This is a genomic window from Oscillibacter sp. GMB15532 (assembly GCF_041020825.1).
GTDB lineage: Bacteria > Bacillota > Clostridia > Oscillospirales > Oscillospiraceae > Oscillibacter.
In genome coordinates this window covers 93,671-116,444 of the sequence record NZ_JBEVTO010000010.1, presented here as the reverse complement: position 1 = coordinate 116,444, position 22,774 = coordinate 93,671, and the positions used below count along the sequence as shown (strand labels likewise).

Here is a 22,774-nt window from a genome sequence, read left to right as displayed (position 1 = left end):
TTGCCGGTCCATTCGCCAAATCTGCCCGCGCCGCATTTCCACCGTCAGCGGCTCTCTATACCGGGCTCGGATATGGGTACTCACTCCGGCGCTTCAGTTTGTTGTAATTGTTGTAATTAAAGCGTAGTATACCCGCCGCGCTGCGGTTTGTCAACTGATTTTTTAAGCTTTCCTGAAATATGCCGCAAAAACCAGCGTCCCCAGCATCAGTACAATCCCCACTGGCAGCGCCAGCCACGGGGCAATTCCCGCGGTTGCAAAGGTGCCTGCCACGATATAGGTCACGCAGCTCACCACCGCCGCAGTGACGGCGTAGGGCAACTGGGTGGACACATGGCTCACATGGTCGCACTTGGCCCCTGCCGAGGCCATGATCGTGGTGTCGGAAATGGGAGAGCAGTGGTCCCCGCACACCGCGCCAGCCATGCAGGCGGAGACGCAGATGATGCTCAGGGGATTGCCGCCTTCCAGCGGAAACACGCTCAGCACAATGGGAATCAGAATGCCGAAGGTGCCCCAGGAGGTGCCCGTGGCAAAAGCCAGCAGACAGCCGATCACAAACACAATGGCGGGCAGCAGAAGCTGGAAGCTCTGGGCAGAGTTCTGCACCACGGCGGCCACAAACTCCCGCGCGCCCAGAGAATCGGTCATGGCCTTCAGGCTCCACGCAAAGGTGAGAATCAGGATGGCCGGAACCATGGCCTTGAAGCCCTCCGGGATGCAGTCCATCATTTCCTTAAAGCTCAGCCGGCGGCGCAGCAGGTAAAACCCAATCGTAAACGCCAGACCGAAGGCACTGCCCAGCAGTAGGCCCACGGATGCGTCAGACCCGGAGAAAGCATCCACAAAGCTCACCCCGGAGAAAAATCCGCCGGAATAAATCATCCCCATGACGCAGAAGATCACCAGCACCACGATGGGCGCCACCAGGTCCGCCACGGTGCCGTTCTGCGATACGTTGATTTCATCCTCCGCGGCGTAGGGGTTTTTCCCGGAAAACAGATCTCCCTTGTCCGCATTGGCCTCATAGACTGCCATAGGGCCGAAATCCGCTTTCAGTACCACCAAGCCGATCATCATGACGATGGTCAGCAGGGCGTAATAGTTATAGGGGATGGCGCGGATAAACAGCGCAAGGCCAGACCCGTCCTCCACAAAGCCGCTGACGGCGGCGGCCCACGAGGAGATGGGTGCGATGATGCAAACCGGCGCGGCCGTTGCGTCGATCAGATAGGCCAGCTTCGCCCGGGAGACGTTGTGGCTGTCCGTTACGGGGAGCATCACACTGCCCACAGTAAGGCAGTTGAAATAGTCGTCAATGAAAATCAGAATCCCTAAAACAATGGTGGCAAGCTGTGCGCCCGCCCGGGTTTTGATGTTCTTCTGCGCCCAGCGGCCAAAGGCCGCAGAGCCGCCCGCCCGGTTCATCAGGCTCACCATGGCTCCCAAAATCACCAGAAACGCAATGATGCCCACATTATAGCCGTCGGAAAGGACGGAGACGATTCCGTCCTGAAACACGTGTGTGACAGTCCCCTCAAAGGAAAATCCGGACCACAGCAGCCCGCCGGTGAGAACACCCAGAAACAGTGAGGAATAGACCTCCTTGGTCACAAGGGCCAGCGCAATTGCCACCACCGGGGGCAGCAGGGACCAGATCGTCTCGTAAAACACGGGGGACGCACCGGTTCCCTCCCCGGCGGCCAGAACCGGAATGGTCAGCAGGGCCAACACCGCGGCGGCAAGAAGTGCCGCCTTTCGGCAGGGTTTGTTCCTCATGGAAGCTCCTCCAAAAAAATAAAGTCATGACCAAGCGTCATGACTTCATACCTCAAACCCGTACGAATCACGACAGCGCTCCGCCCCGCAGGGCGACAGTCCGGCGGATGTTCTCCGACGAACCGACTCCGTCCCCGTCAGGCCCCGGGAAACAAAGCCTCGGCGGCAGTCCCTTTCCCGTCTCCCCCTCTAAGCCTGTTTGGGAAACGCTACTTTTGACTGTCGCACCTCTATCATGCAATACGTTTGATTATAGCAAAGCTTCTATAAAAGTCAACCATTTGCGGCAAAAATCCGCCGATTCCCCCAATTTTCCACCCATCAGCCCAGCAGTTCTTCCAAACGGGACTCCCCGTATACAGGAATGCCCTCCGCCTTTAAAAGCGCCGCAGCCACGCCGTCTCCGGCGGTCAGTCCGCCGGAAAAGTATCCGTCGTGAAGCACACCGCAGCCGCAAGAGGGGCTGCGCTCCTTCAATAGCGCCGCCTCACAGCCAAACAGCCGCGCCAGCTCCAGCGCGGCCTGCGCTCCTCTTTCAAATTCCGCCGTCACATCAGCGCCCTCCCGGGTGAAAACGCGCCCCTCCCGACATTCGGCTGGCAGGCGGGGCGTTGGCAGTCCGCCCAGCTGCTCCGGACAGACCGGAACACATTCGTGCCGCTCCAGCAGCGCGCCGATCCCCTCAAGGCGCTTGGCCCCGCCGTCGTACCGGCAGGGCAGGCCAAGCAGGCATGCAGAAACCAGTAGCTTCATTTCTTCTCCGCCTGCTCCCGCTTGCGGGCCTCAATCTCCCGTCGCTCCCGCTGAAGCTCCGTAAACAGGGCGATGCCGTCCCACTCCTGATTCCATTTGGTCAGCACCGCCTTATAGCATCCTGCGCCCACGCCCGCCTGGCGCAGGGCGGTCAAAAGCCCGTCCAACTGCTGCTCCAAATCGCAGAAAACCATCATTTGGCCCCCCAACTTTCCGGAGAATACGCCCTCCCGGGCAGGTCGGGTTTCCCGCCCAGCCAGCGCACCCACAGGCGTACGCCATCCGTCCCGGAAGACGGGCCTCACCTCCGCCCCAAAGGGTCCCACGGCGGCCTTAATCACCAGAATATCGTTCAGCTCCTCAAAGCCGTACAGCAAAATCGTACCCATGCCTTTGCTCCTTTCCAAATTCAGCCTTCACCGGAAAATCCGGTGATTTTTCAGAACGCGCCCTTCCCGTTTCCTCGTTAAAGCGCCAAGGGCATACCATTTAATACGGCTTCCGCCAGTGTCTGTCCCTCGTAGCGCAGCTTTAAGGAAAAAAAGGGCGCGTCGGACTCCAAAAGGTCAAGAAAAATGTTGTCCCCGCTCCACAGAGGCAGCCTGCGCAAATCTTTTTTTCCGATCCATTGCAGGTCCCCCTCGTCGCACACGGTCTGCTCCCCCGTCCACGCGTCGGCGGTGAACAGGTGCATATACTCCCCTTCCCACTCATCGGAGAGGAAGGTCACAAGCCCCCGATAGCGCCAGCTGGTCAGGGTCAGCCCCGTCTCCTCCTTCGCCTCCCGCAAAAGGCACTCCTCCGGGCTTTCCCCTTCGAGAAACTTTCCGCCCACGCCAATCCATTTGTCGTGGTTCAAGTCGTTTTTCTTTTTCACGCGGTGGAGCATCAGGTATTCGTCCCCCCGCTCCAGATAGCACAGCGTGGTGTTTAACACAAAATCCCCCCACAGTCCTTTTTATCAATTATCTCACAGGCCCACATTGCCATTGTGGGATCCATGCATCATAGCCGCTTTGTTATTATTATACCTCATTCCCAGCAAATGGCAAGGCAAAACCGCCGGTCCCGGTGAAACGCGCCCAATCGGCGCGCCCTTTACCCGGACCGGCGGAAACCGTTTAAAATTGGCGCCGCACTCAGGCGTCTTTGCGGTAAAAGAAGTTGCCCACCAGCATAAACACCGCGTAAACCACCAGATAGTAAAACACCTTGACACCATAGCCCGCAAAAGCGGCATACACCATAAAGCCGCAGCCGCACAGCCCCAAAGCCGGCATGACAAGGCGCTTGAACGCGCCCAGCGTCCGCTCCTTGCGCATAAACTGGATAAACATGGCGATATACATGCCGTACAGCGTGATAATGGGCAGCTCCGAGGAGTCGAAGGAGAAGGGCCCGAACCAGCCCGCCGTCAGGTTGGCCCCGTAGAAATACAGCAGCCAGAACGCGGCGAACAGCAAGGAGAAAATCGCGGAGTTGTTGGGCATGTTGGTCACCGGGTCCACCTGCCGGAACATCTCGGGTTTGGGGCCCTGTCCCCGGGCGGCCAGCGCGTAAAAGCTGCGGCAGTTCGCCAGCATCAGGCCATTCAGCGTTCCAAGGCAGGAAATGACAATCAGCACGAACACCACGGTGCCCGCAGCCTCGCCGAACACCCGCTGATAGGCCATCTTCGCGGCGGCCTGCCCGCTGGCCATCAGCTCTTCGGTGGTCACCGCACCGTTGAGGCCAATGTAATACAGGATATAGGTAATCACCACAACGAAGGACCCCAGCACCAGCGCCCGGGGAAGATTTCTCTTGGCATCCTTCAATTCCGCGTTGATGGAGGTGGCCAGCACCCAGCCCTCATACGCAAACGCCACCGCCACGGTGGCCTTCATCAGCCCTTCGCCGGAGGAAACCGTGGCTGCGGAGATGGTGGCAAAGTTCTGCGCCATCTGCCCGTTGACAAGACCCACGACGACGCCCACCACGCCCATCAGCAGCAGAGGAACCATTTTAATCACGGTGGTGGAAACCTGAAACTTTCCCGCGATGCGGGGAGAGAGCGCGTTCAGCGCATAATCCGCGCACAGGAAAAAGCAGGCCAGCACAAGGCAGGACCCGCCGGTGATGTCCCAGCCCACCAGCACGGAAAAATATCGGGCGGAAACCCACGCCAGCACGCTGGTGAGGGCAGGGGTATAGATGGTGCCCATAAACCAGCCCATCAGATACGCATACCGCTTTCCCACCGTTGCCTCGGCATAATCCACCACGCCGTTGACCTTTTCATACCGGGTGGCCATGGTGGCGAACACATAGGAGCACACAATCATGATTGCGCCTACAATCAGCCACGCCAGAATTCCCAGCGGCATGTTCCCGCCGGTCTGCACCAGCACCGCCTCCGCCTTGAAGAACACGCCGGAGCCGATGACGATTCCCACCACCATGCAAATGGCCGTGGGCAGGCCGTACTTTTTTTCTAATCCGTTTTCCATGTTTTCCTCCGTTTATTTGCTTTAAAGTGTTGAATTTATACAATTTAACTTATTTAGCATAGCAGACTATTGTATATTTCGCAAGATACTTTTTTATATTTACCCTATTTTTTAAAATCTATCTCCCCGCCGTTTTTCCGCCATGCCCCGGTCAAGGGCAAAAATTCAGGGCCCCGGGAAACTCACTCCCCGGGGCCCTGCCCTGCGCCGCCCAGAGGCGGCGGACCTTATGTTTGAAAAACGCAGGCTGATTCTTTAACCGTCTAAAAAGCCCGATCGGCAAAGCCGTTCGGCTTTTTAGTTCATCTGGCGGCGACGGCTCAGATTCTGGGTGCCGTCTTGCATGTTGTTCAGCTCCTCCAGACTTTTACCGGTGCCAAGGGCCACACAGGAGATGGCATCCTCCGCCACCATGGTGTGGATGCCCGTCCGGGCGGCCACCAGCTTGTCAAATCCGGAAACCAGACTGCCACCGCCGGTCATGACAATGCCGTTGGTGGAAATGTCCGCCACCAGCTCGGGGGGCGTGCGCTCCAAAACGGAGTGGATCGCCTCCATAATGCGCTCCACCGGCTCTTCAAAGGCGTCCATCATCTCCGTGGAGCTGACGGTGATGACCTTGGGCAGGCCCGTCAGCAGGCACCGGCCCTTCACGTCCAGCGTCTCCTCCTCTTCCTTGGGGAAAACGCAGCCGATTTTGATTTTCATATCCTCGGCGGTCCGCTCGCCCACCAGCAGGTTGTGCTTGCGGCGCATATATTTCACCACGGCCTCGTTGAGCTGGTCGCCCGCCACCTTGATGGACGCGGACTCCACAATGCCGCTGAGGGAAATTACGGCAATGTCGGCGGTGCCGCCGCCGATGTCCACCACCATATGCCCGTCGGGCTTAGCAATGTCGATGCCAGCGCCAATGGCCGCGGCCACCGGCTCCTCAATGAGATACACCTTCCGTGCGCCGGCCTGAATGCCCGCGTCGATGACGGCGCGCTCCTCCACCTCCGTGATGCCGGAGGGAATGCAGATAATCACTCTGGGCTTGAAAAAGGAAAAGCCCGCCACCTTCCGGATGAACTCCCGGAGCATCCGCTCCGTCATGTCATAGTCGGAAATCACGCCCTCGCGCAGAGGACGGATAGCGATGATATTGCCCGGGGTACGGCCCAGCATGGCCTGCGCGTCCGACCCAACCTGAAGCAGCTTCCCCGTATTTTTATCCAGCGCCACCACGCTGGGTTCGTTCAGCACAATTCCTTTGCCCTTGACGTATACCAAAACCGAAGCGGTACCGAGATCGATACCGATATCCCTTGCCATGGCCATGCCTCCACCTCATGCACTTTCCGCAGTATTCTCTGCCGTTCTTTTGAAAATTATGAGAAGCGGCTTTCGCCGCACACAATCATACGGGTACATTATATCGGCGAAGACGGCGGATTGCAAGTACATTCTGTAAATTATGAAAATTTCCAGCCCTTTTTCGCCTGATTTCCCGACGGCTCTTTTTCCGGCCTTCCAAGGGCCGCTGTTACGCAGACCACGCTCGCCGCACCGGCCTCCTTCAGCGTGCGGACGCACTCCGTCAGCGTTGCCCCGGTGGTGCAAATATCATCGACGAGCAGGATGCGCCGCCCCTCCGTCTGTGCGGCGAATGGGACGGCATACATCCCCAGCACATTGGCCCGCCGGGCATCGGAATCCGCAAGGCCCGACTGGGCCGGGTTGTCCCCGATTTTCTCCAAAAGCCGCTCCGGGCTGACCTCCCACGCCCGGCAGGCGGCCTCCGCCAGCAGCCGGGCCTGATCGTAGCCCCGCTCCCGCAGCCGTTTCGGCCCCACCGGGACCCACGTCACGGTATCAAATTCCCCCGAAAACCGCTCCGCCGCGCAGCGGGCAATCAGCGTGCCCAGCGGCCCGGCCAGATGCGATTCTCCGTGAAACTTCAGGCGCAGCAGACTCTGCCGCACCGGGCCCTCGTAAAAAAGCGGCGCGGCACAGATAAGACCACCCGCTCCCTTGTGCAGGCCCGTCTCCTCTTCCGTCCATGGCAGGACCTTTTCGCAGGCTCCGCAAACGCCCGTATGGTCTAAAACCCGGCGGCAGAAAGGGCATTTAGGCGGAAACAACAGGTCCAGCACCGCTCCCAGCGCCTTCATCTCGTTCTCCGTCCCCGGGGATAGGGCAACGGCTCGTCCGTCAGCCCTACCAGGTAATCCACACTGACCCCGTAATACTCCGCCAGGCGAACCGCCACGTCCAGCGGATAATTCAGCACGCCAATTTCGTACTGGCAATATGTGTTTTGCTTTACGTGCAGCACTTCCGCAACCTCTCTCTGCGTCAGTCCCCGGTCAATCCGCAGACTGCGAATCCGCTCATATTTCAGAATTTCATTTCTCATGTTTATCACCTACCGGGAGTATATATATCTCGAAATAAGATATTCACTCATTATCTTAAAATCAGATATTTGGGTAATCTTTTAAAAAATAAAAAAATAGCATTCCGGGGAAACCGCCCCACAAAGCGCGGCTCCCCCGGAAACAGGAACTTTAACCCAATACATACCCCGCTGCAAGCAGCGCCAGCCCACCGGCGATGCCCGCCTGCACTGCCTTGCCCACAAGACAATTACGGGTGGAAAGGCCGCTGTCTGCCAGCACTGCCAGGGTCTGGCACAGCACCGATACGCCTCCCCAGCCCGCCAGCACCGACGCCAGAACAAATCCAGCCCGATTGGCAGTGAGTTGGGGGATGACGGAAAACAGCTCCACAAAGCCCACCGCCGCCGCACCCCCAAGTCCGGGCAGGCCCCGCAGGGGCCGGGCCAGCACATAGAATACAACGACAAAGGCACAGATGCCCAGAATGGAGTCCAGCGCCCGGCGCACCGACTGCACCAAGGCCTGAGAAAACGGAACGGCACGGGCCGTAATCCGCCGCCGCGACCCGCTTCTTCGCTCTGCTCCTCGGCGAAATAAAATCCCCGTCAACAGGGCGGAGAGAATATGAATCAGCCACAGCCACACACCCGTCCGGACGCTGCCAAACACCCCCGCGCCCAACACGCTGATGAGAAACGCCGGGTTTGCCGTGTTGCAAAAGGCCAGCAGCCGCTCCGCCTCGTCGGTGCGCAGCAGCCCCTCCTGATACAGCTCCGCCGTGGTTCTGGCCCCGATGGGATACCCCCCCACAAGGCCCAAAAGCAGCGCCGCTGCCCCTGCCCCATCCACCCGGAACAAAGGCCACATCAGAAATTCCAGCCGGGGCGCCAGCACCTCGCCCACCCCCAGCATCACCAACAAAGAGGTGGCGGCGAGAAAGAGGAACTGGGAGGGAATCACCGTCCCGGCGCACAGGGAAAGCGCCTCGCTCACACTTTGGCGAACTCCCTCCGCGTCCGCCAGCAGCGCCGCCAGCCCCAGCGCCGCCGCAAGACACAATACCGCCCTCTTTTTCAACCCACCGCCCCCTCGGGACACACTATGCGCCGGAAAGTTTGGTCATGCCTGCCATTCGATGGAAAAAGGCTTGCCCTCCGGCAAGTTTTCTCCATCTCGCTCATAGAGTTGAGCGAGGTGAGACGATGGAAAAGCGCAAGCGGCGGGACACGCCGCTGACGGAGCTGGCGGAGCTGTTTGACCTCCCCGGCGACGTGGTGGCGGGACTGTGCCATTTGGAAATGATCGGAGACAGGCGGCTGTTTGTGGAGCACCACAGCGGCATTTTGGCTTACAGCGACCAGTGCATTGACGTCAATACCCCCTGTGGAATTCTGCGCGTCTCCGGCCGGAGCCTGACGCTGGAGGCCCTGACGGGGGAAGAGCTGCGCATCGGCGGAACGGTGGAGCGGGTGGAATGGGTGAAAACGGATGCTTGACGAGCTGGTAAACCGCCTGCGGGGGCAGGTGCGGCTGCGGGTGGAAAGCCCCTTCCCGGAGCGGATTTTGAATCTGTGCGCCCAGCGGAGGCTGGAGCTGTGGGACGTACGCTGGGAAAGCGCCGACACATTCCTGTGCGTTCTCTCCCGGCGAGACTTCCGGGTTTTGCGTCTGCTGATCCGGAATCTGGACTGCACACTTCATGTGCAGAAGCGGGAGGGCGCTCCCTTTTTCGTTGGGAAGTTCCTCCGCCGGCAGGCGCTGGCGGCGGGACTGGTACTCTGCGCCCTGGGGCTGTTTTTCAGCAGCTTTTTCATCTGGGAAATTACGGTGGACGGCGCGGTGACGGTGCCGGAGGAGAAAATTCTGCGGGCACTGGAAGAAAACGGCGTGGGCTTTGGCACCTTCGGCTTTTCCATCGACGGAGAGGATTTACGCAATCATATCCTTCTGGAAATCCCCGACCTGAGCTGGCTGACGGTCAATGTCTCCGGCTGCCGGGCCTATGTGCAGGTGCGGGAGCGGGTTGCCGCGCCGGAGCCGGTGGACCGCCGTGTCCCCAGTAACGTGACGGCCCGGCGGGACGGTCTTATTCTGGAGGTTCACGCCTTTTTGGGAAAAAAGTGCGTCAGTGTCGGCGACACGGTGGAAAAGGACCAGCTTTTAATTTCCGGCATTGAGGACCTGGACACTTTTGGCGCGCGGATTACCACGGCGGCAGGCTCCATCACCGCCCGAACCTGGTATCGGCTGGAGGCTAATTTCCCCCTGACAATATCGGAAACGAGCGCCGCCGGGAAGGAGGAGACGCGCCGGTCCCTGATTCTCGGAACCCAGCGGATAAAATTCTATGGAAACAGTAGCTATTTTGGGGCATTCTATGATAAAATGGTCACACGGCAGCGGGTATCCCTGTTCGGTCTGTCCCTGCCCGTGACGGTGGAGACGGAGACTTACCGTCCCTTCGAGCCCACGGTTCGGACCCGCTCGGCCCAGGAGACAGAGGCCGCAGGAGAAACGGCGCTCACCGCGTATCTCGCCTCTTTGATGGGAGATGACGGAGAAATCCGCTCCACCCTTGTTTCCTCCCGGCAATCGGGCGACGTGCTACGCGTCACGCTGACGGCGGAGTGCGTGGAGGAAATCGGCCGCACCGTGCCGCTGGAAGCGGCGGCGGAATAACCGGCCCTCCAGTGGCTTTACGCCGCTTTTCAGATCACTTTTTGCGTTTTTCTTCTAATTCGTACCCCTTTACAGTGTTTTCTCTGGAGCGCTTTTGGGGAATACTTCTCTTTCAAGGCGCGTTCCTTTACAAGTTTATTTACTGCCGTCCGGGAGACGGCCGGTTTCCCCCACGGAAACCATCATTCAGATTCGGGCGGCGGGGACGCGCCGCCGCCCGGCAAACGGGAGTGGTCATATTTGGAACAGCGAATCAGCATCGAGCGGCTGGAGCAGGCGGTGAACATTTTCGGCTCCTTTGACGAAAACATCCGTCTGGTGGAACAGGAATTTTCAGTGGCCGTAGTAAACCGGGACGGGGAGCTGCGGGTAGACGGCGAGCCGGAGAACGTTTTGCTGGCCGTCAAGGCCGTGCAGGGACTTTTGACCCTGTCCTCCCGGGGCGAGGCCATCGGAGAGCAAAACGTGCGGTACGTCATCTCTCTGGTTCGCTCCGGCAAGGAGGGGCAGATTGCGGAGCTGACCGGCGACGTGCTGTGCATCACCGCCAAGGGCCGCCCCGTAAAGCCCAAGACCATCGGCCAGAAGCAATATCTGAAATCGGTGCTGAAAAACACCGTCACCGTGGGCGTTGGTCCGGCGGGCACCGGAAAGACCTATCTGGCGGTAGCCGCCGCCGTGGCCGCCTTCCGGGACAAGCAGGTCAACCGCATTATCCTCACCCGTCCCGCCGTGGAGGCCGGGGAGCGGCTGGGCTTTTTGCCCGGGGATTTGCAGAGCAAGGTGGACCCCTATCTCCGCCCCCTGTACGACGCGCTGTTCGACATGCTGGGCGCGGAGACATACCAGAAATATCTGGAGCGGGGCAACATTGAGGTGGCCCCCCTTGCCTATATGCGGGGCCGGACGCTGGACGACAGCTTCATCATTCTCGACGAGGCCCAGAACACCAGCCGCGAGCAGATGAAGATGTTTCTCACCCGGCTGGGCTTCGGCTCCAAAATCGTCATCACCGGCGACGTGACCCAGATCGACCTCCCCTCCGACAAGGTTTCGGGTTTGAAGGAGGCCATCCGGGTGTTGCAGGGCGTGGAGGGCATCGGCATCTGCCAGCTCACCAACGCGGACGTGGTTCGTCACGTCATGGTCCAGCGGATTGTGGAGGCCTATGAACGGGACGAGCTGGCCCGGCTGAAAAGCGCCGGGAGAAAGGCGAAACGGTCATGAGAAAAAGCCATTATATCCCCGTCACCGCGGACGTGCCGGGCGCTTCCAACGAGAAAACCTGCGCCCTTGTGCGCAAGGCAATTAAAACCGCCCTCCGAATGGAGGGCGTGACCCTGCCCTGCGAGGTGGACGTACTCCTCACCGGAGACAAGGGCATCCAAAAAATCAACATGGAGCAGAGGAAGGTCCCCACCCCTACCGACGTTCTGAGCTTTCCGGAATTTGACTTTACGCCGGGCGAGCCGCCCACCCTTGACACTGCCGGGGACCTTCTGGATTTTACCGGCCTGCTCCCTCTGGGGGACATGGTGCTGAACATGGAGCGGGCAGCGGCGCAGGCCAAGGAATACGGTCACTCAAATCGGCGGGAGCTTGCGTATCTCGCAGTACATTCCACGCTGCATTTGCTGGGCTATGACCATCTGGACGAGGGGCCGATGAAAGTCCAGATGCGGGAACGAGAGGAAGCGATTATGAAGGAGCTGGGTCTGGAAAGGTAGGCGGATTCCGTGGTTGGAAATTTGATCGGTCTTTGGATTTTATATTTTTTGGGTATGGTTCTGGCCGTTTGGGGCTTGGGTTCCCTGGGCTTTCTGGATGGGGCGTTTTGGGCAATACTGGCCGCGGCAGGCTTTCTCGCTTTTATGACCTGCATTTACATCAAGCTGACCGAGCTCCACGCCAAGCAGAAGGACATCGAAAAGAAGCTGGACGCGCTACTGGCACAGCAGCCATCCCCTGTGCCGGACGAGTTGGAGCCAAGCTCTTCGGACAAGCTTCAGGACTGACCGCCGGGCCTGCTTTTGCATACACTGTCCTGAGGTGATAGTATGGAACTCATTCAGGATGGCGTTCTCGCATTTCTGGCCGCGGTGGGGATAACGACCTGCGTCTGGCTGGTCGTCGGGGCGTTTCTCCCCGGCAGATGCCGCAATCCGGAGGTACGGCTGCTTCTCCCCCTGCAAGGTGACGCGCCCACGCTGGAGGCCGATCTGCGGGAGCTGCTGCGCACCCGGCACACTCTGCCCTCGGCAAAAATCCTGCTGGTGGACTGCGGGATCACCGAAGATGCGCGGCAGACGGCGGAATACTTCTGCCACTTGCGACGCAACGTGGAGCTGGTGGAGGCAAAGGATCTGCGCTTTGACTGAGCCCGCGCAATTACACTGGAGAAAAGGAAGACGAAACAGCATGGACGAACTCTGCTGCCTGGACGGCACGGTACATAGCCTCATTTTTCAAAACGCCGACAACGGCTATACCGTCCTGCGGCTGGTGACGGAGGAGGGGGAGCTTTACACGGTGGTGGGCTGCATTCCCTGTGTGGCCCCCGGCGAACACCTGACGGTGAACGGCGTGTGGGAAACTCACCCTCAGCACGGGGAGCAGCTCAAGGCTCTGGAGCTGGAGCGCCGTCTTCCCGAGGAGGTCGACGAGATTCTCAACTACCTCTCCTCCGGAATCTGCAAAGGGGTCGGCCCTGCCACCGCCCGGGCCATTGTGGACCGGTTTGGGGAAGAAACACTGGACATATTGGAGCGGGAGCCGGGAAGGCTTACCTGTCTGCGGGGCATCACTGAAAAGAAGGCCCGGGAAATCGGCGAGAGCTTCCGTCTGCAAATGGGCCTGCGGCGGCTGATGGCGTTTCTGGCGCAGTACGGCCTCTCTCCGGCCCTTGCCATCTTACTGCGCAAGCTTCATGGAGACGGGGCAATGGAGGCCGTGCGGTCCAATCCCTACATCCTCTCCTCCGACGAGTGCGGCGTGCCCTTCTCCGCCACGGACGAGATCGCTATGAGCCTTGGCGTCGCCGCCGACAGCGACGCGCGCCTTCAGGCGGCGGTGATTTTTGAGCTGAACCACAACGAGGGCAACGGGCACGTCTTTCTCCCCCGCAGCAAGCTGACTGTCGCCACAGCGCAGCTTTTAAACTGTGAAACCGACCTTGCGGAAAAAGCCGTGGACGATCTCCGCGCCCGGGGCGCGGTGGTGCAGGAGCAGGTGGCAAACGTCTCCGCCTGCTATCTCCGCCGCCTGTGGGAGGCGGAGATAGGCTCCTGCGCCCGTCTTCTGGCGCTTTTATCGGCCGACGCGGACCGGGGACGGAACCCTGATAAGGTCATTGCGGAAATCGAACAGGCCCAGGGCATTACCTATGCCCAGCAGCAGCGTCAGGCCGTGGCCTTGGCGGCGCAGACGGGCGTCCTCATCCTCACCGGCGGACCGGGTACGGGAAAAACCACCGCCGTGCGCGGCATTGTCTCCCTGTTTCAGAGGATGGGGCTGGACGTGGTGCTGGCCGCACCCACGGGTCGGGCCGCCCAGCGGATGGGCGAGCTGTCCGGCGGACTGGAGGCCCAGACCATCCACCGACTGCTTGGAGTGACATGGAACGAGACCACCCGGGAGGCCGCCTTTGCCAAGTGCGAAAAGGAGCCGCTGGAAGCGGACGCGGTAATTGTGGACGAGATGAGCATGGTGGATGTGTCTCTTTTCGCGGCACTGCTGCGGGCACTGCGCCCCGGCACCCGGCTGGTGCTGGTGGGAGACGCGGACCAGCTCCCCTCTGTGGGGGCGGGGAACGTGTTCTCCGACCTCATTCGCAGCAAGCGTGTGGAAACAGTGTTTTTGCGGGAGGTGTTCCGTCAGGCGGAGCAGTCCGCCATCATCCGCAACGCCCATGCGGTGAATCTGGGCCAGCCGCCCCGGTTCATCAACGACCAAAACGACTTTTTCTTCATGGTGCGCCGCAGCCCGGACCGGGCGGTGAGCACCGTGGTGGAGCTGTGCAAATCCCGCCTGCCGGAGAAAATGGGGGTTCCTGCGGACCAGATTCAGGTCCTTTCCCCCACCCGTAAGGGCGAGTGCGGCACGGAAAATTTGAACCGCCTGCTTCAGGCGGCGCTGAACCCGCCCGCGCCGGACAAGCACCAGCGCCAGTGGGGGGAGCGGGTCTTCCGGGAGGGGGACCGCATTATGCAGACCCGGAACGACTATGACGTGATCTGGCAAAAGACCGACGGCAGCATGGGTACCGGCATTTTCAACGGCGACGTGGGCCGGGTGGCCCAGATCGACCCCGGTGGCGATTGGCTGCGCGTGGTGTTTGACGACCGGGTGTGCACCTATGCCGCCGACCAGCTATCGGAGCTGGATCTGGCCTATGCCCAGACGGTCCACAAGGCGCAGGGCAGCGAATACCGGGCGGTGATTCTGGCGGCGATGCCCGCGGCCCCGGCGCTGATGGTCCGGGGCGTACTCTACACGGCCCTCACCCGGGCAAGAGAGCTTTTAATTGTGGTGGGAGACGACTCCGCGGTATCCGCCATGGCGGAAAACGACCGCCGCCAGCGGCGCTACTCTGGCTTGAAGTGGCGGCTGTGCGGCGGCGACTGCCCGGTGACGTAATTTATTTCGCACAGGGCCTTTGCCTTCCGCTGGACCTAACCACAGGGCGGCTTTGTTTCCTCGGCTTTTTAAGGCTGTGCGTCTGTGCGTCTCTGAGCCTGTTCGTCTCTGCGTGCCCATAAAATCTCACGCGGGGCCTTTCCCAATGGGAAAGGCCCCGCGTTTTCGCCTTCTTATCGTTGCCCCTTGTCGTATGGGATTCCCTCCGCCTTGGGGGCGCGGGATTTCCCTGAGGTAAACGCCAGCACCACCAGGGAGATGATGTAGGGCAGCATGTTGTACACGCTGCTGGGCAGATTAAGCGCCATCAGGAAGTCAAAGCCGGTGTAGACGTTGCTCAGCGCCCGGAACAAGCCGAACAGCAGCGCTGCCAGCGCAATGCGGGAGGGCCTCCATTGGCCGAAAATCATCACGGCCAGAGACAAAAAGCCAAAGCCCGCCACGCCATTTTCAAACTTCCACTCGCTGACGCCGGCGGTGATGTACACGATGCCGCCGAGGCCTCCCAAAATGCCGGAGATCAGCACACCCGCGTAGCGCATCTTATAGACATTGATGCCCACGCTGTCCGCCGCCGAGGGGTGCTCACCGCAGGCCATCAGCCGCAGGCCGAAGCGGGTTTTGTACAGCAGCACGTAGGAACATGCCAGCGCAATGGCGGCCAGCAGCATGAACCAGTTGAACTCAAAGCCGCCAAGCTTCACCAGAAACGCCTTTTTGGCGGCAATGTACTGGATGGTGGAAGACACGTTATTTGGATTGATGGAGGTATTCATGGCCTTGACAAATACGGTGGCCGCGGCGGTTCCCAGCAGGTTCATGGCGGTGCCCACAATGGTCTGGTCCGCCTTGAAGCTGACGGCGGCCACCGCCAGCAGCAGGGAGTATACCGCCCCCAGAGCCACCGCCGCCAAAACGGTCAGCACCACCACCATGAAAGCCGACGTCTCGGGCGGCAGGAAATTCAGCATTAGTGCGCCGCCAAGGGCGCCCATGACCATGATCCCCTCCAGTCCGATGTTGATTACACCGGAGTGCTCGGAAAAGCAGCCGCCCAAAGCCACCAGCACCAGAACAGAGGCGAAAATCAGGGTATATTGCACCAGCAGTGCCATTACCGCTCGCCCCCTTCCTGATTGGCCGCGGCCTGCGCCGCCCTGGCCTCCCGCTCCGCACGGCGGTCCAGTCGGTTGTTCAGCGCATACTTAAAGAACAGCACGAAGCCGCACAGGTAGATAATCAGCGCGGAGATAAAGTCGGAAATCTGGGACGAGTACATGGTCTTGTCCACATACGCGCCGCCGGAGGTGATATGCTGGATAAAATACGAGGAGAAAATGGTCCCGATGGGGTTCAGTCCGCCAAGGAATGCAGCGGCAATGCCGTTGAAGCCCATGGCAGGAACCGCCGACTGGGTGCAGGACCACTGCTCAAACCCGGTGAGATAGAGCAGCGACGCCGCCATGCCCGCAAGGCCCCCCGCAATGGCCATGGTGAGAATGATATTCTGCTTTTCACGCATGCCGCAGTATTGGGCCGCGTCCTTGTTAAAGCCGGTAGCCTTCAGCTCGTAGCCCAGCTTCGTCTTCTCCAGCAGCACCCAAATCACCACCGTGACCAGCACGGCAAGAGGAATGGCGATGGTGACATACTGATTGTTGTTGAACAGGCTGCCAAGCCCCAGCGACGGAATCAGGGCCCCCGGATTCGTGCTGGCCAGCGTCAGGGTATAGGGGCTGGAGTATTCCTTCACATTGGTCAGCAGGGTATTCACCATGTACAGGCTGATCCAGTTGAGCATGATGCAGGAGATGACCTCGTTCACATTGCAGTATGCCTTCAACACGCCCGACAGTGCACCCAGCAGCGCTCCCGCCGCCACAGCGGCCAGCAGGCACAGATACCACGGCATGTCCAGCGCCAGCGCGCAGTACAAAGACGCGCCCGCGCCCACCACATACTGCCCCGCCGCGCCGATGTTGAACAGGCCCACCTTATAGGCAAACAGCACCGACAGGCTGCACAGCAGCAGCGGCGAGGTCTTTACCAGCGTGCTGCCCAGGTATTTCATCTGGGCAGACGGGCTGGGGTAATAGAAAAAGTTTCTGACGATGGTGGCGATGGCCTTTCCTGCCCCGGCGGGATTGATGGCAAGCAACACCAGATACCCCACCAGCAGTCCGATCAGAATGCACAGCAGGGAGGCAAGCAGGGACTGGACTCCGGCATTGCGCAGCAGCGAATTCCGCGTTTTCGTTTTCTCCATATCACACCGCCTCCTTCCGCTTTGCACCGGCCATGTAAAGTCCCAGTTCCTCCACCGTGGCGGTCTTGGGGTCCAGCTCGCCCACAATCTCCCCCTCGTACATGACAAGAATGCGGTCGGACAGGCTCATCACCTCGTCCAGCTCCAGGCTCACCAGCAGCACCGCCTTTCCCTGATCCCGCTGGGCCACGATCTGGCGGTGAATGTACTCAATGGCACCTACGTCCAGACCCCGGGTAGGCTGTACCGCCACCAGAAGCTCTGGGTCCTTATCGATTTCCCGGGCGACGATGGCCTTTTGCTGGTTGCCGCCGGACATGGACCGGGCTTTCGTCACGGGACCCTGCCCGGACCGGATATCATACTGCTCAATGAGCCGCTGGGCATACTCCCGCACTGCCTTGAAGCGGATAAAGCCCCGGTTCTGAAACTCCGGCTTCCAGTAATTCTCCAAAACCAGATTCTGCTCCAGCGTATAATCCAGCACCAGCCCATGCTTGTGCCGGTCCTCGGGAATATGGCTCAGCCCCAGCTTGGAGCGCTCCCGGATGGAGTCCCGCGTCATATCCACACCCCGCAGGGAAAAGCTTCCTGCACTAGGCTTCACAAGTCCCGTCAGCGCATGGACAAGCTCGGTCTGTCCGTTGCCGTCAATTCCGGCAAGGCAGACAATCTCCCCCTCCCGGACTTGAAAGCTCACGTTTTTTACCGCGTTGTTTTTGTGCATTTTGGACGCCACGGTCACGCCCTCCACCTCCAGCACCACCTGCCCCGGCGCGCGGGCCTTCTTGCGGACCGCAAAGTCCACGTCCCGGCCCACCATCATGCGGCTGAGCTCTTCCTTGCTGGAATCGGCCACATCCACGGTCCCCATGTAGGCCCCCTTGCGCAAAACAGTGCACCGGTCCGCCACGGCCACAATTTCGTTGAGCTTGTGCGTGATAAATAGAATGCTTTTGCCCTCGGCCTTCAGCCCCCGCATAATCTCCATCAACTCCTCAATCTCCTGAGGGGTGAGGACGGCGGTAGGCTCGTCGAAAATCAAAATTTTATTTTCCCGGTACAGCATTTTCAAAATCTCGGTGCGCTGCTGCATGCCCACGGAGATGTCCTCCACCTTGGCATCCGGGTCCACCCGCAAACCGTATTTGTCCGACAGGGCCACTACCTTTTCCCGGGCCTCCGCCTTCTGCAAAAATCCGTATTTGCTGGGTTCCACGCCCATGATGATGTTGTCAAGCACGGTAAAACACTCCACCAGCTTGAAATGCTGGTGGACCATACCGATGCCCAGTGCGTTTGCGTCGTTTGGGTCCTTGATGGAGACTTCCCGTCCACCCATGCGGATAGAGCCCTCCTCCGGCCGGTACAGGCCGAACAGCACGCTCATCAGCGTGGATTTCCCCGCGCCGTTTTCTCCCAGCAGTGCGTGAATCTCTCCCTTTTTTAACCGAAGGGTGATGTTGTCGTTGGCAATAATGCCCGGGAACCGCTTGGTGATGTTGAGCATTTCCACCGCATATGTCTCTTCCAAGCTCCGCGACCTCCTTTGTCCCTTTCATCGCCTCCCTTGTCCCCTTGTTTCAGAGATCAGAAGGAAACCGATTTTCTATCCGCTTATTATACTATGTCCCTTTCCATATATCAAAGTAAATTTACAATTCTTTAAGAATTTTACGCGTTAAACGAAAAAACGGGAGAGGGCGGGCTGTTGCCCGTCCTCCCCCGTGGTCAAACTGTGAGATTACTTAATATTGCCGTAGTAGGTGACGGTGATGTTGGAGACGGCAGGCTCGGCGCCGATGTCGCTGGACACCTTGACCTCGCCGCTGTACATCTTGGAAACCAGCGCCTTATAGTCGTCCTGGCTGAAGCCGTCGCCCCACTGAGTGCTCTCCATGGGGATCTGGACGTAGTTGGCTGCGGGATCGTCGCCGGAAACCAGACCCAGGGTCTGAATCTTGCCGGCGTACTCGCCCCAGTTGTCGTTGAGAACGATCTCGGTGAGCAGGGTATTCACCGTGGGGGCCAGGCCCTTCATAGCGGAGGTAACGGTCATGTCCGCGCCGTAAGCGTCGATAATGGCGGCCTGATCGGTGTCAACGCCGATGACCTTGGCGCCGTCCACCTTGGCGGCAGCCTCGGCAGCAGAGGTGTAAATGCCGCCGCCGCAGGCGAACACGGCCTGTACGCCCATGGTCGTATACCAGGTGTCCATATAAGCGGTGATGTCGCCGTCGCCGAAGAACTGGTTGCCGTAGACATACTCCATGGCCACCTTCGTGTCGGTTTCACCAGCGGCTGCGTCTGCGCCCTGCACAAAGCCGTAGCCATAGCGGACCACGGCGGGAACCGCCATGCCGCCCAGGAAGCCCAGGTGATCATAGCCCAGCTTCACAGCGGCATAGCCCGCCATGTAACCGCACAGCTCCTCCTGATACACCGCACAGTACACGTTGCTCAGGTCAGCATAGTCGGACAGCGTCCAGTTGGCGGGGTTATAGTCGTACTCCTCGCCCTTGGCAGTGATGGCGGGTTCAAGGAGGTCGCCCTCGGCCACGTCCAGCGCGACAAACTTCACATCGGGGTTCTGGGAAGCAGTTTCCACGATGGTGCCGCCAAAGGCGTAGCCGGGCATCACGATGACGTTATACCCGTCGGCCACAGCCGCGTCCACCATGGCCACGCGCTCGGCGGTGGTATCGCCGTTGGGCTTGTAGTAGTTGAACTGCACATTGTTGGCCTCGCAGAATGCCTTGCAGGCCTCATAAGTAGTCTGGTTGAAGGACTGGTCGGTGATATCGCCGTAGTCGGTGATCATTGCCACCTTATAGGAGGAGGTGGGCTCGGTGCCGCTGCCGGAACCGGCGGGAGGCGTGGATTCTCCTCCGCAGGCAGCCAGAGACGCGGTCATGACCAATGCCAGAGCCAGTGCAAGAAACTTCTTCATTGGGATCAAACCTTCTTTCAAAATTTTGATACGGGGACGGGCGGAGAACCGCCCGTCCCCGTGTCATGGAAAATTATATCAATTTGTCCGAAAAATTTCAACTGCTATTCCTGTCATTTTTATTTAAATTAATCGTAGGAACGCGTTTTTTTATTTTTTTGCCATCTCCACGGCAGTGTCCAGCGCAATTTCCATCATCTGCGTAAAACCCGTCTGCCGCTCCTCAGCGGGCAGGCCCTCGCCGGTGACCACGCTGTCGGACACGGTGCAGATGGTCAGCGCGCGCTTGCCCGCCTCCATGGCGTTCCAGTACAGCGCCGCGGACTCCATCTCCACCGCCAGCACGCCGTACTCCGCCCATTTCAGGGAGTCGTCCGCCTTGTTGTAGAAAATATCGCTGGAGAGAAAGCTGCCCACAGCCCAGCTTGCCCCGGATTTGCGGGCTACGTTCACCGCCGTTTCCAGCAGCTCATAGTCCGCCACGGGAGACAGCACGCCGCTGAGGCCAAACTGGTGAGAGAAGTTGGAATTGGTACAGGCGGCCTGTCCCAAAACCACATCCTTCATGTTCAGCTTTGCGGTCAGCGCCCCGGCGCTGCCCACGCGGATGATGTTTTCCACGTCGTAAAAGTGGAACAGCTCGTGGGAATAGATGCCGATGCTGGGCATTCCCATGCCGGAGGCCATGACAGACACCGGCACATCCTTATAAAGGCCCGTATAGCCCTGCACGCCCCGGACGTTGTTCACAAGCCTTGCATCCTTCAGAAAATTTTCCGCAATATACGCCGCCCGCAAAGGATCGCCGGGCATTAGGACCGTTTTGGCAAAATCACCTTTGACCGCGCTGTTATGGGGAGTGGACATTGTAAATTCCTCCTTATACTCTTTTCATTTTACTCCGGGCGGATTCCCGGACAGAAGTTCCGTTTTTCAGACGCTTACCGCTCCAACGCCTTGGCCGCCTTCACCACCCGGGAGGTGCCCAGCCGGTCCGCGCCAAGGTTTATAAAGTCCTCCGCATCCTTGAGGTCTGCGATGCCGCCTGCGGCCTTGATTTTCACGCCGGGGCCCACATGGGCCTTGAACAGGGCCACGTCCTCCCGTGTCGCGCCGCCTCCGCCAAAACCGGTGGAGGTTTTGATATACTCCGCGCCGGAGGCGGTGACAAGCTCGCACAGCTTGATTTTTTCCTCGTCGGTAAGGAAGCAGGTTTCGATGATGACCTTCAAAAGCTTTCCTCCGCAGGCGGTCTTCACCGTCCGGATTTCGCCCAGCAGCTCGTCCCACTTCCGATCCTTCACCCAGCCGAGGTTAATCACCATGTCGATTTCGTCCGCGCCGTTTTCCACTGCGTCGGCCGCTTCAAAGCACTTGGCCTTTGTGGTGGAATATCCGTTGGGAAAGCCGATGACGGTGCAGATGGGCAGTTTTCCCGCCGTGTATTCCGCAGCCTGCGCCACATAGGACGCGGGAATACAGACGCTGGCGCAGCCATATTTTATCCCGTCGTCGCAAAGGGCCCTGATTTCCTCCCAGACCGCCGTCTGGGAAAGCAGCGTATGGTCGCATCTGGATAAAATGTCTTTCAGGTCCATTTCAGTCCGCTCCTTTATCATATCATTCATTGGGATAATACCGAATTTTTCCGTCTTCCCGGCGGTGCATGATGCGGCCCCGCACCTCCAGCCAATCCAGATGGGCCAGTGCCTCTCCTACCGCGAAAAACTTCTGTGTCAGGGGAAAGTCGGCCCAGCTCCGGGCGCGGATGCTCCACTGCATCTCCCCGGCAATTTCATAGCCCGTCAGCCCCGGCGTCGTTTCCACAATCCGCCGCGCACCCTCGATTCTCTGCGCGTGGTGGGCCTTCAGCTCCTCCGCCCGCAGACGCAGGTCCCCTGTCTCCTCCCGGTGGGCGGGAAGCAGGGTCTTCACCGGCAAATCCTTCACCGCGTCAAGGCTTTCAAGATAGTCCCCCAGAGAATCGGGAACTCCCTCCCAGCGGCAGATGTTGGGCGTGATGTGAAAGAGGATATGGTCACCGGAAAAAAGCGTCTCATGTTCCTCGTCGTACAGGCACAGATGCCCCGGCGTGTGCCCCGGGGTGAGGATACAGCGCAGCTTCCGCCCGCCGTATTCCAGCATCTGCCCGTCCCTCAGCCGGTCATAGGGCCTTCCCAAAGACTCGGGAACGTCCGTCTGGGCGGGATTTCCGCCGCCCAGCCAGTCCACCTCCTCCCGGGTAAACCCGTTTTCCACATAGCCTGCGTAGGTCCGCTTCCAAAGCGCATCGCCCCGGCTGTACTCCTCCCGCCGGTCCGCATCCCACTCGCTGAGGAACACGGCCCGGCCGGGCCGGTGCAGATAGGTGGAAAGGCCGGTGTGGTCACTGTGCAGATGGGTCAGAAAGATGTCCGTCCGGGTCAGGTCCACGCCGATTTCGCCAAGCTGCCGGTCCATTGCCTCCCGGCAGGCGGGCTGGTTGAACCCGGTGTCAATCAAAAGATTCCGCTCTCCCGCAATCAGATAGCTATTGAGATTTTTCAGGGGATTCCCCACCAGCGGGATATCAAGGCGCCAAAGTCCCGGCGCAAGCTCCTTTGCCATGTGTCGCTCCTGTTTGTCCTTATAAATTTACCGGCATGCCGCTTGAGGTGAAAAGCGCCGCTTCATCAGCCGGCCGCAAGCCCGCATAACGCTGTTACAGGGCTATTATACCAGTTTTTTTACCGCGTGTCCACGCCTGCCGCGCTGCGCGGCAAAAAACGTCCCTCTTTTTTCGTTCCGACCCACACGGTATTTTTCCACCCGTCTTGAAAACCACGTTAGCCCGTGTTAA

General features: G+C 59.6%; 23 protein-coding genes and 1 riboswitch. Of the genes, 7 read left to right on the top strand and 16 right to left on the bottom strand.

What is annotated here, in order from left to right; all coding sequences use genetic code 11:
- Positions 1-162 precede the first annotated feature (162 nt).
- The 9 genes from ABVS15_RS12655 to ABVS15_RS12615 all read right to left on the bottom strand — a co-directional run bounded on the left by ABVS15_RS12655 (position 163) and on the right by ABVS15_RS12615 (position 8,482).
- Positions 163-1,779, bottom strand: a complete 1,617-nt coding sequence (locus tag ABVS15_RS12655) for a Na+/H+ antiporter NhaC family protein (protein WP_369284045.1) — start codon at positions 1,777-1,779, stop codon at positions 163-165.
- A gap of 65 nt (positions 1,780-1,844) precedes the next feature.
- A riboswitch (Lysine riboswitch) is annotated at positions 1,845-2,020 on the bottom strand.
- Positions 2,021-2,100: 80 nt separating this feature from the next.
- The gene (locus ABVS15_RS12650; protein ID WP_369284044.1) at positions 2,101-2,532 is read right to left on the bottom strand and encodes a DUF523 domain-containing protein; all 432 of its coding nucleotides are present in this window, start codon (positions 2,530-2,532) and stop codon (positions 2,101-2,103) included.
- Positions 2,529-2,921 carry a DUF3783 domain-containing protein gene (locus tag ABVS15_RS12645; protein WP_369284043.1) on the bottom strand — a complete coding sequence of 131 codons (393 nt, stop codon included), beginning with the start codon at positions 2,919-2,921 and terminating at the stop codon, positions 2,529-2,531. Before ABVS15_RS12645 ends, ABVS15_RS12650 begins: the two co-directional genes overlap by 4 nt.
- 77 nt (positions 2,922-2,998) lie before the next feature.
- Positions 2,999-3,469 carry an NUDIX domain-containing protein gene (locus tag ABVS15_RS12640; protein ID WP_369284042.1) on the bottom strand — a complete coding sequence of 157 codons (471 nt, stop codon included), beginning with the start codon at positions 3,467-3,469 and terminating at the stop codon, positions 2,999-3,001.
- A gap of 202 nt (positions 3,470-3,671) precedes the next feature.
- Positions 3,672-5,021 carry an APC family permease gene (locus ABVS15_RS12635; protein ID WP_369284041.1) on the bottom strand — a complete coding sequence of 450 codons (1,350 nt, stop codon included), beginning with the start codon at positions 5,019-5,021 and terminating at the stop codon, positions 3,672-3,674.
- A 297-nt stretch (positions 5,022-5,318) separates the two neighbouring features.
- Entirely contained in the window at positions 5,319-6,344 is a 1,026-nt protein-coding gene (locus ABVS15_RS12630; RefSeq protein WP_369284040.1) for a rod shape-determining protein, read from the bottom strand.
- Between the two features lie 134 nt (positions 6,345-6,478).
- Positions 6,479-7,177 carry a ComF family protein gene (locus ABVS15_RS12625; RefSeq protein WP_369284039.1) on the bottom strand — a complete coding sequence of 233 codons (699 nt, stop codon included), beginning with the start codon at positions 7,175-7,177 and terminating at the stop codon, positions 6,479-6,481.
- Complete coding sequence (locus ABVS15_RS12620) at positions 7,174-7,422, bottom strand: helix-turn-helix domain-containing protein (protein ID WP_369284038.1); 249 nt, start codon at positions 7,420-7,422, stop codon at positions 7,174-7,176. The genes ABVS15_RS12625 and ABVS15_RS12620 overlap by 4 nt, the downstream gene beginning before the upstream one ends.
- A gap of 151 nt (positions 7,423-7,573) precedes the next feature.
- The gene (locus ABVS15_RS12615; RefSeq protein WP_369284037.1) at positions 7,574-8,482 is read right to left on the bottom strand and encodes a sporulation protein; all 909 of its coding nucleotides are present in this window, start codon (positions 8,480-8,482) and stop codon (positions 7,574-7,576) included.
- 125 nt (positions 8,483-8,607) lie between these two features.
- On the opposite strand from ABVS15_RS12615, the gene ABVS15_RS12610 reads away from it, so the two are divergent.
- The 7 genes from ABVS15_RS12610 (at position 8,608) to ABVS15_RS12580 (ending at position 14,719) form a co-directional block, all read left to right on the top strand.
- Positions 8,608-8,901, top strand: coding sequence for a YabP/YqfC family sporulation protein (locus ABVS15_RS12610; RefSeq protein ID WP_369284036.1), 294 nt, complete (start codon positions 8,608-8,610; stop codon positions 8,899-8,901).
- The gene (gene yqfD, locus ABVS15_RS12605) at positions 8,894-10,084 is read left to right on the top strand and encodes a sporulation protein YqfD (RefSeq protein ID WP_369284035.1); all 1,191 of its coding nucleotides are present in this window, start codon (positions 8,894-8,896) and stop codon (positions 10,082-10,084) included. Before ABVS15_RS12610 ends, yqfD begins: the two co-directional genes overlap by 8 nt.
- A gap of 240 nt (positions 10,085-10,324) precedes the next feature.
- Positions 10,325-11,311 carry a PhoH family protein gene (locus tag ABVS15_RS12600; RefSeq protein WP_312613282.1) on the top strand — a complete coding sequence of 329 codons (987 nt, stop codon included), beginning with the start codon at positions 10,325-10,327 and terminating at the stop codon, positions 11,309-11,311.
- Positions 11,308-11,811, top strand: a complete 504-nt coding sequence (gene ybeY / locus ABVS15_RS12595; protein WP_369284034.1) for an rRNA maturation RNase YbeY — start codon at positions 11,308-11,310, stop codon at positions 11,809-11,811. Before ABVS15_RS12600 ends, ybeY begins: the two co-directional genes overlap by 4 nt.
- A gap of 9 nt (positions 11,812-11,820) precedes the next feature.
- Entirely contained in the window at positions 11,821-12,099 is a 279-nt protein-coding gene (locus tag ABVS15_RS12590; protein ID WP_369284033.1) for a hypothetical protein, read from the top strand.
- Positions 12,100-12,141: 42 nt separating this feature from the next.
- Entirely contained in the window at positions 12,142-12,462 is a 321-nt protein-coding gene (locus ABVS15_RS12585; protein ID WP_369284032.1) for a hypothetical protein, read from the top strand.
- Positions 12,463-12,502: 40 nt separating this feature from the next.
- On the top strand, positions 12,503-14,719 hold the full coding sequence (locus tag ABVS15_RS12580; protein WP_369284031.1) for an ATP-dependent RecD-like DNA helicase: 2,217 nt from the start codon (positions 12,503-12,505) through the stop codon (positions 14,717-14,719).
- A 173-nt stretch (positions 14,720-14,892) separates the two neighbouring features.
- On the opposite strand, the gene ABVS15_RS12575 is transcribed toward ABVS15_RS12580, so the two are convergent.
- The 7 genes from ABVS15_RS12575 to ABVS15_RS12545 all read right to left on the bottom strand — a co-directional run bounded on the left by ABVS15_RS12575 (position 14,893) and on the right by ABVS15_RS12545 (position 22,542).
- Positions 14,893-15,834 (bottom strand): ABC transporter permease, encoded by a 942-nt coding sequence (locus tag ABVS15_RS12575; RefSeq protein ID WP_369284030.1) that lies wholly within the window; start codon positions 15,832-15,834, stop codon positions 14,893-14,895.
- A complete protein-coding gene (locus ABVS15_RS12570) occupies positions 15,834-16,985 on the bottom strand; it encodes an ABC transporter permease (RefSeq protein ID WP_369284029.1) in 1,152 nt (383 codons plus the stop codon). The genes ABVS15_RS12575 and ABVS15_RS12570 overlap by 1 nt, the downstream gene beginning before the upstream one ends.
- A 1-nt stretch (position 16,986) precedes the next feature.
- Positions 16,987-18,495, bottom strand: a complete 1,509-nt coding sequence (locus tag ABVS15_RS12565) for an ABC transporter ATP-binding protein (protein ID WP_369284076.1) — start codon at positions 18,493-18,495, stop codon at positions 16,987-16,989.
- Positions 18,496-18,729: 234 nt separating this feature from the next.
- Positions 18,730-19,935, bottom strand: a complete 1,206-nt coding sequence (locus ABVS15_RS12560; protein WP_369284028.1) for a BMP family ABC transporter substrate-binding protein — start codon at positions 19,933-19,935, stop codon at positions 18,730-18,732.
- A 150-nt stretch (positions 19,936-20,085) separates the two neighbouring features.
- A complete protein-coding gene (gene deoD, locus ABVS15_RS12555; protein ID WP_369284027.1) occupies positions 20,086-20,802 on the bottom strand; it encodes a purine-nucleoside phosphorylase in 717 nt (238 codons plus the stop codon).
- 74 nt (positions 20,803-20,876) lie between these two features.
- The gene (gene deoC / locus ABVS15_RS12550) at positions 20,877-21,533 is read right to left on the bottom strand and encodes a deoxyribose-phosphate aldolase (RefSeq protein WP_369284026.1); all 657 of its coding nucleotides are present in this window, start codon (positions 21,531-21,533) and stop codon (positions 20,877-20,879) included.
- A 22-nt stretch (positions 21,534-21,555) separates the two neighbouring features.
- The gene (locus ABVS15_RS12545; protein WP_369284025.1) at positions 21,556-22,542 is read right to left on the bottom strand and encodes an MBL fold metallo-hydrolase; all 987 of its coding nucleotides are present in this window, start codon (positions 22,540-22,542) and stop codon (positions 21,556-21,558) included.
- Positions 22,543-22,774 lie beyond the last annotated feature (232 nt).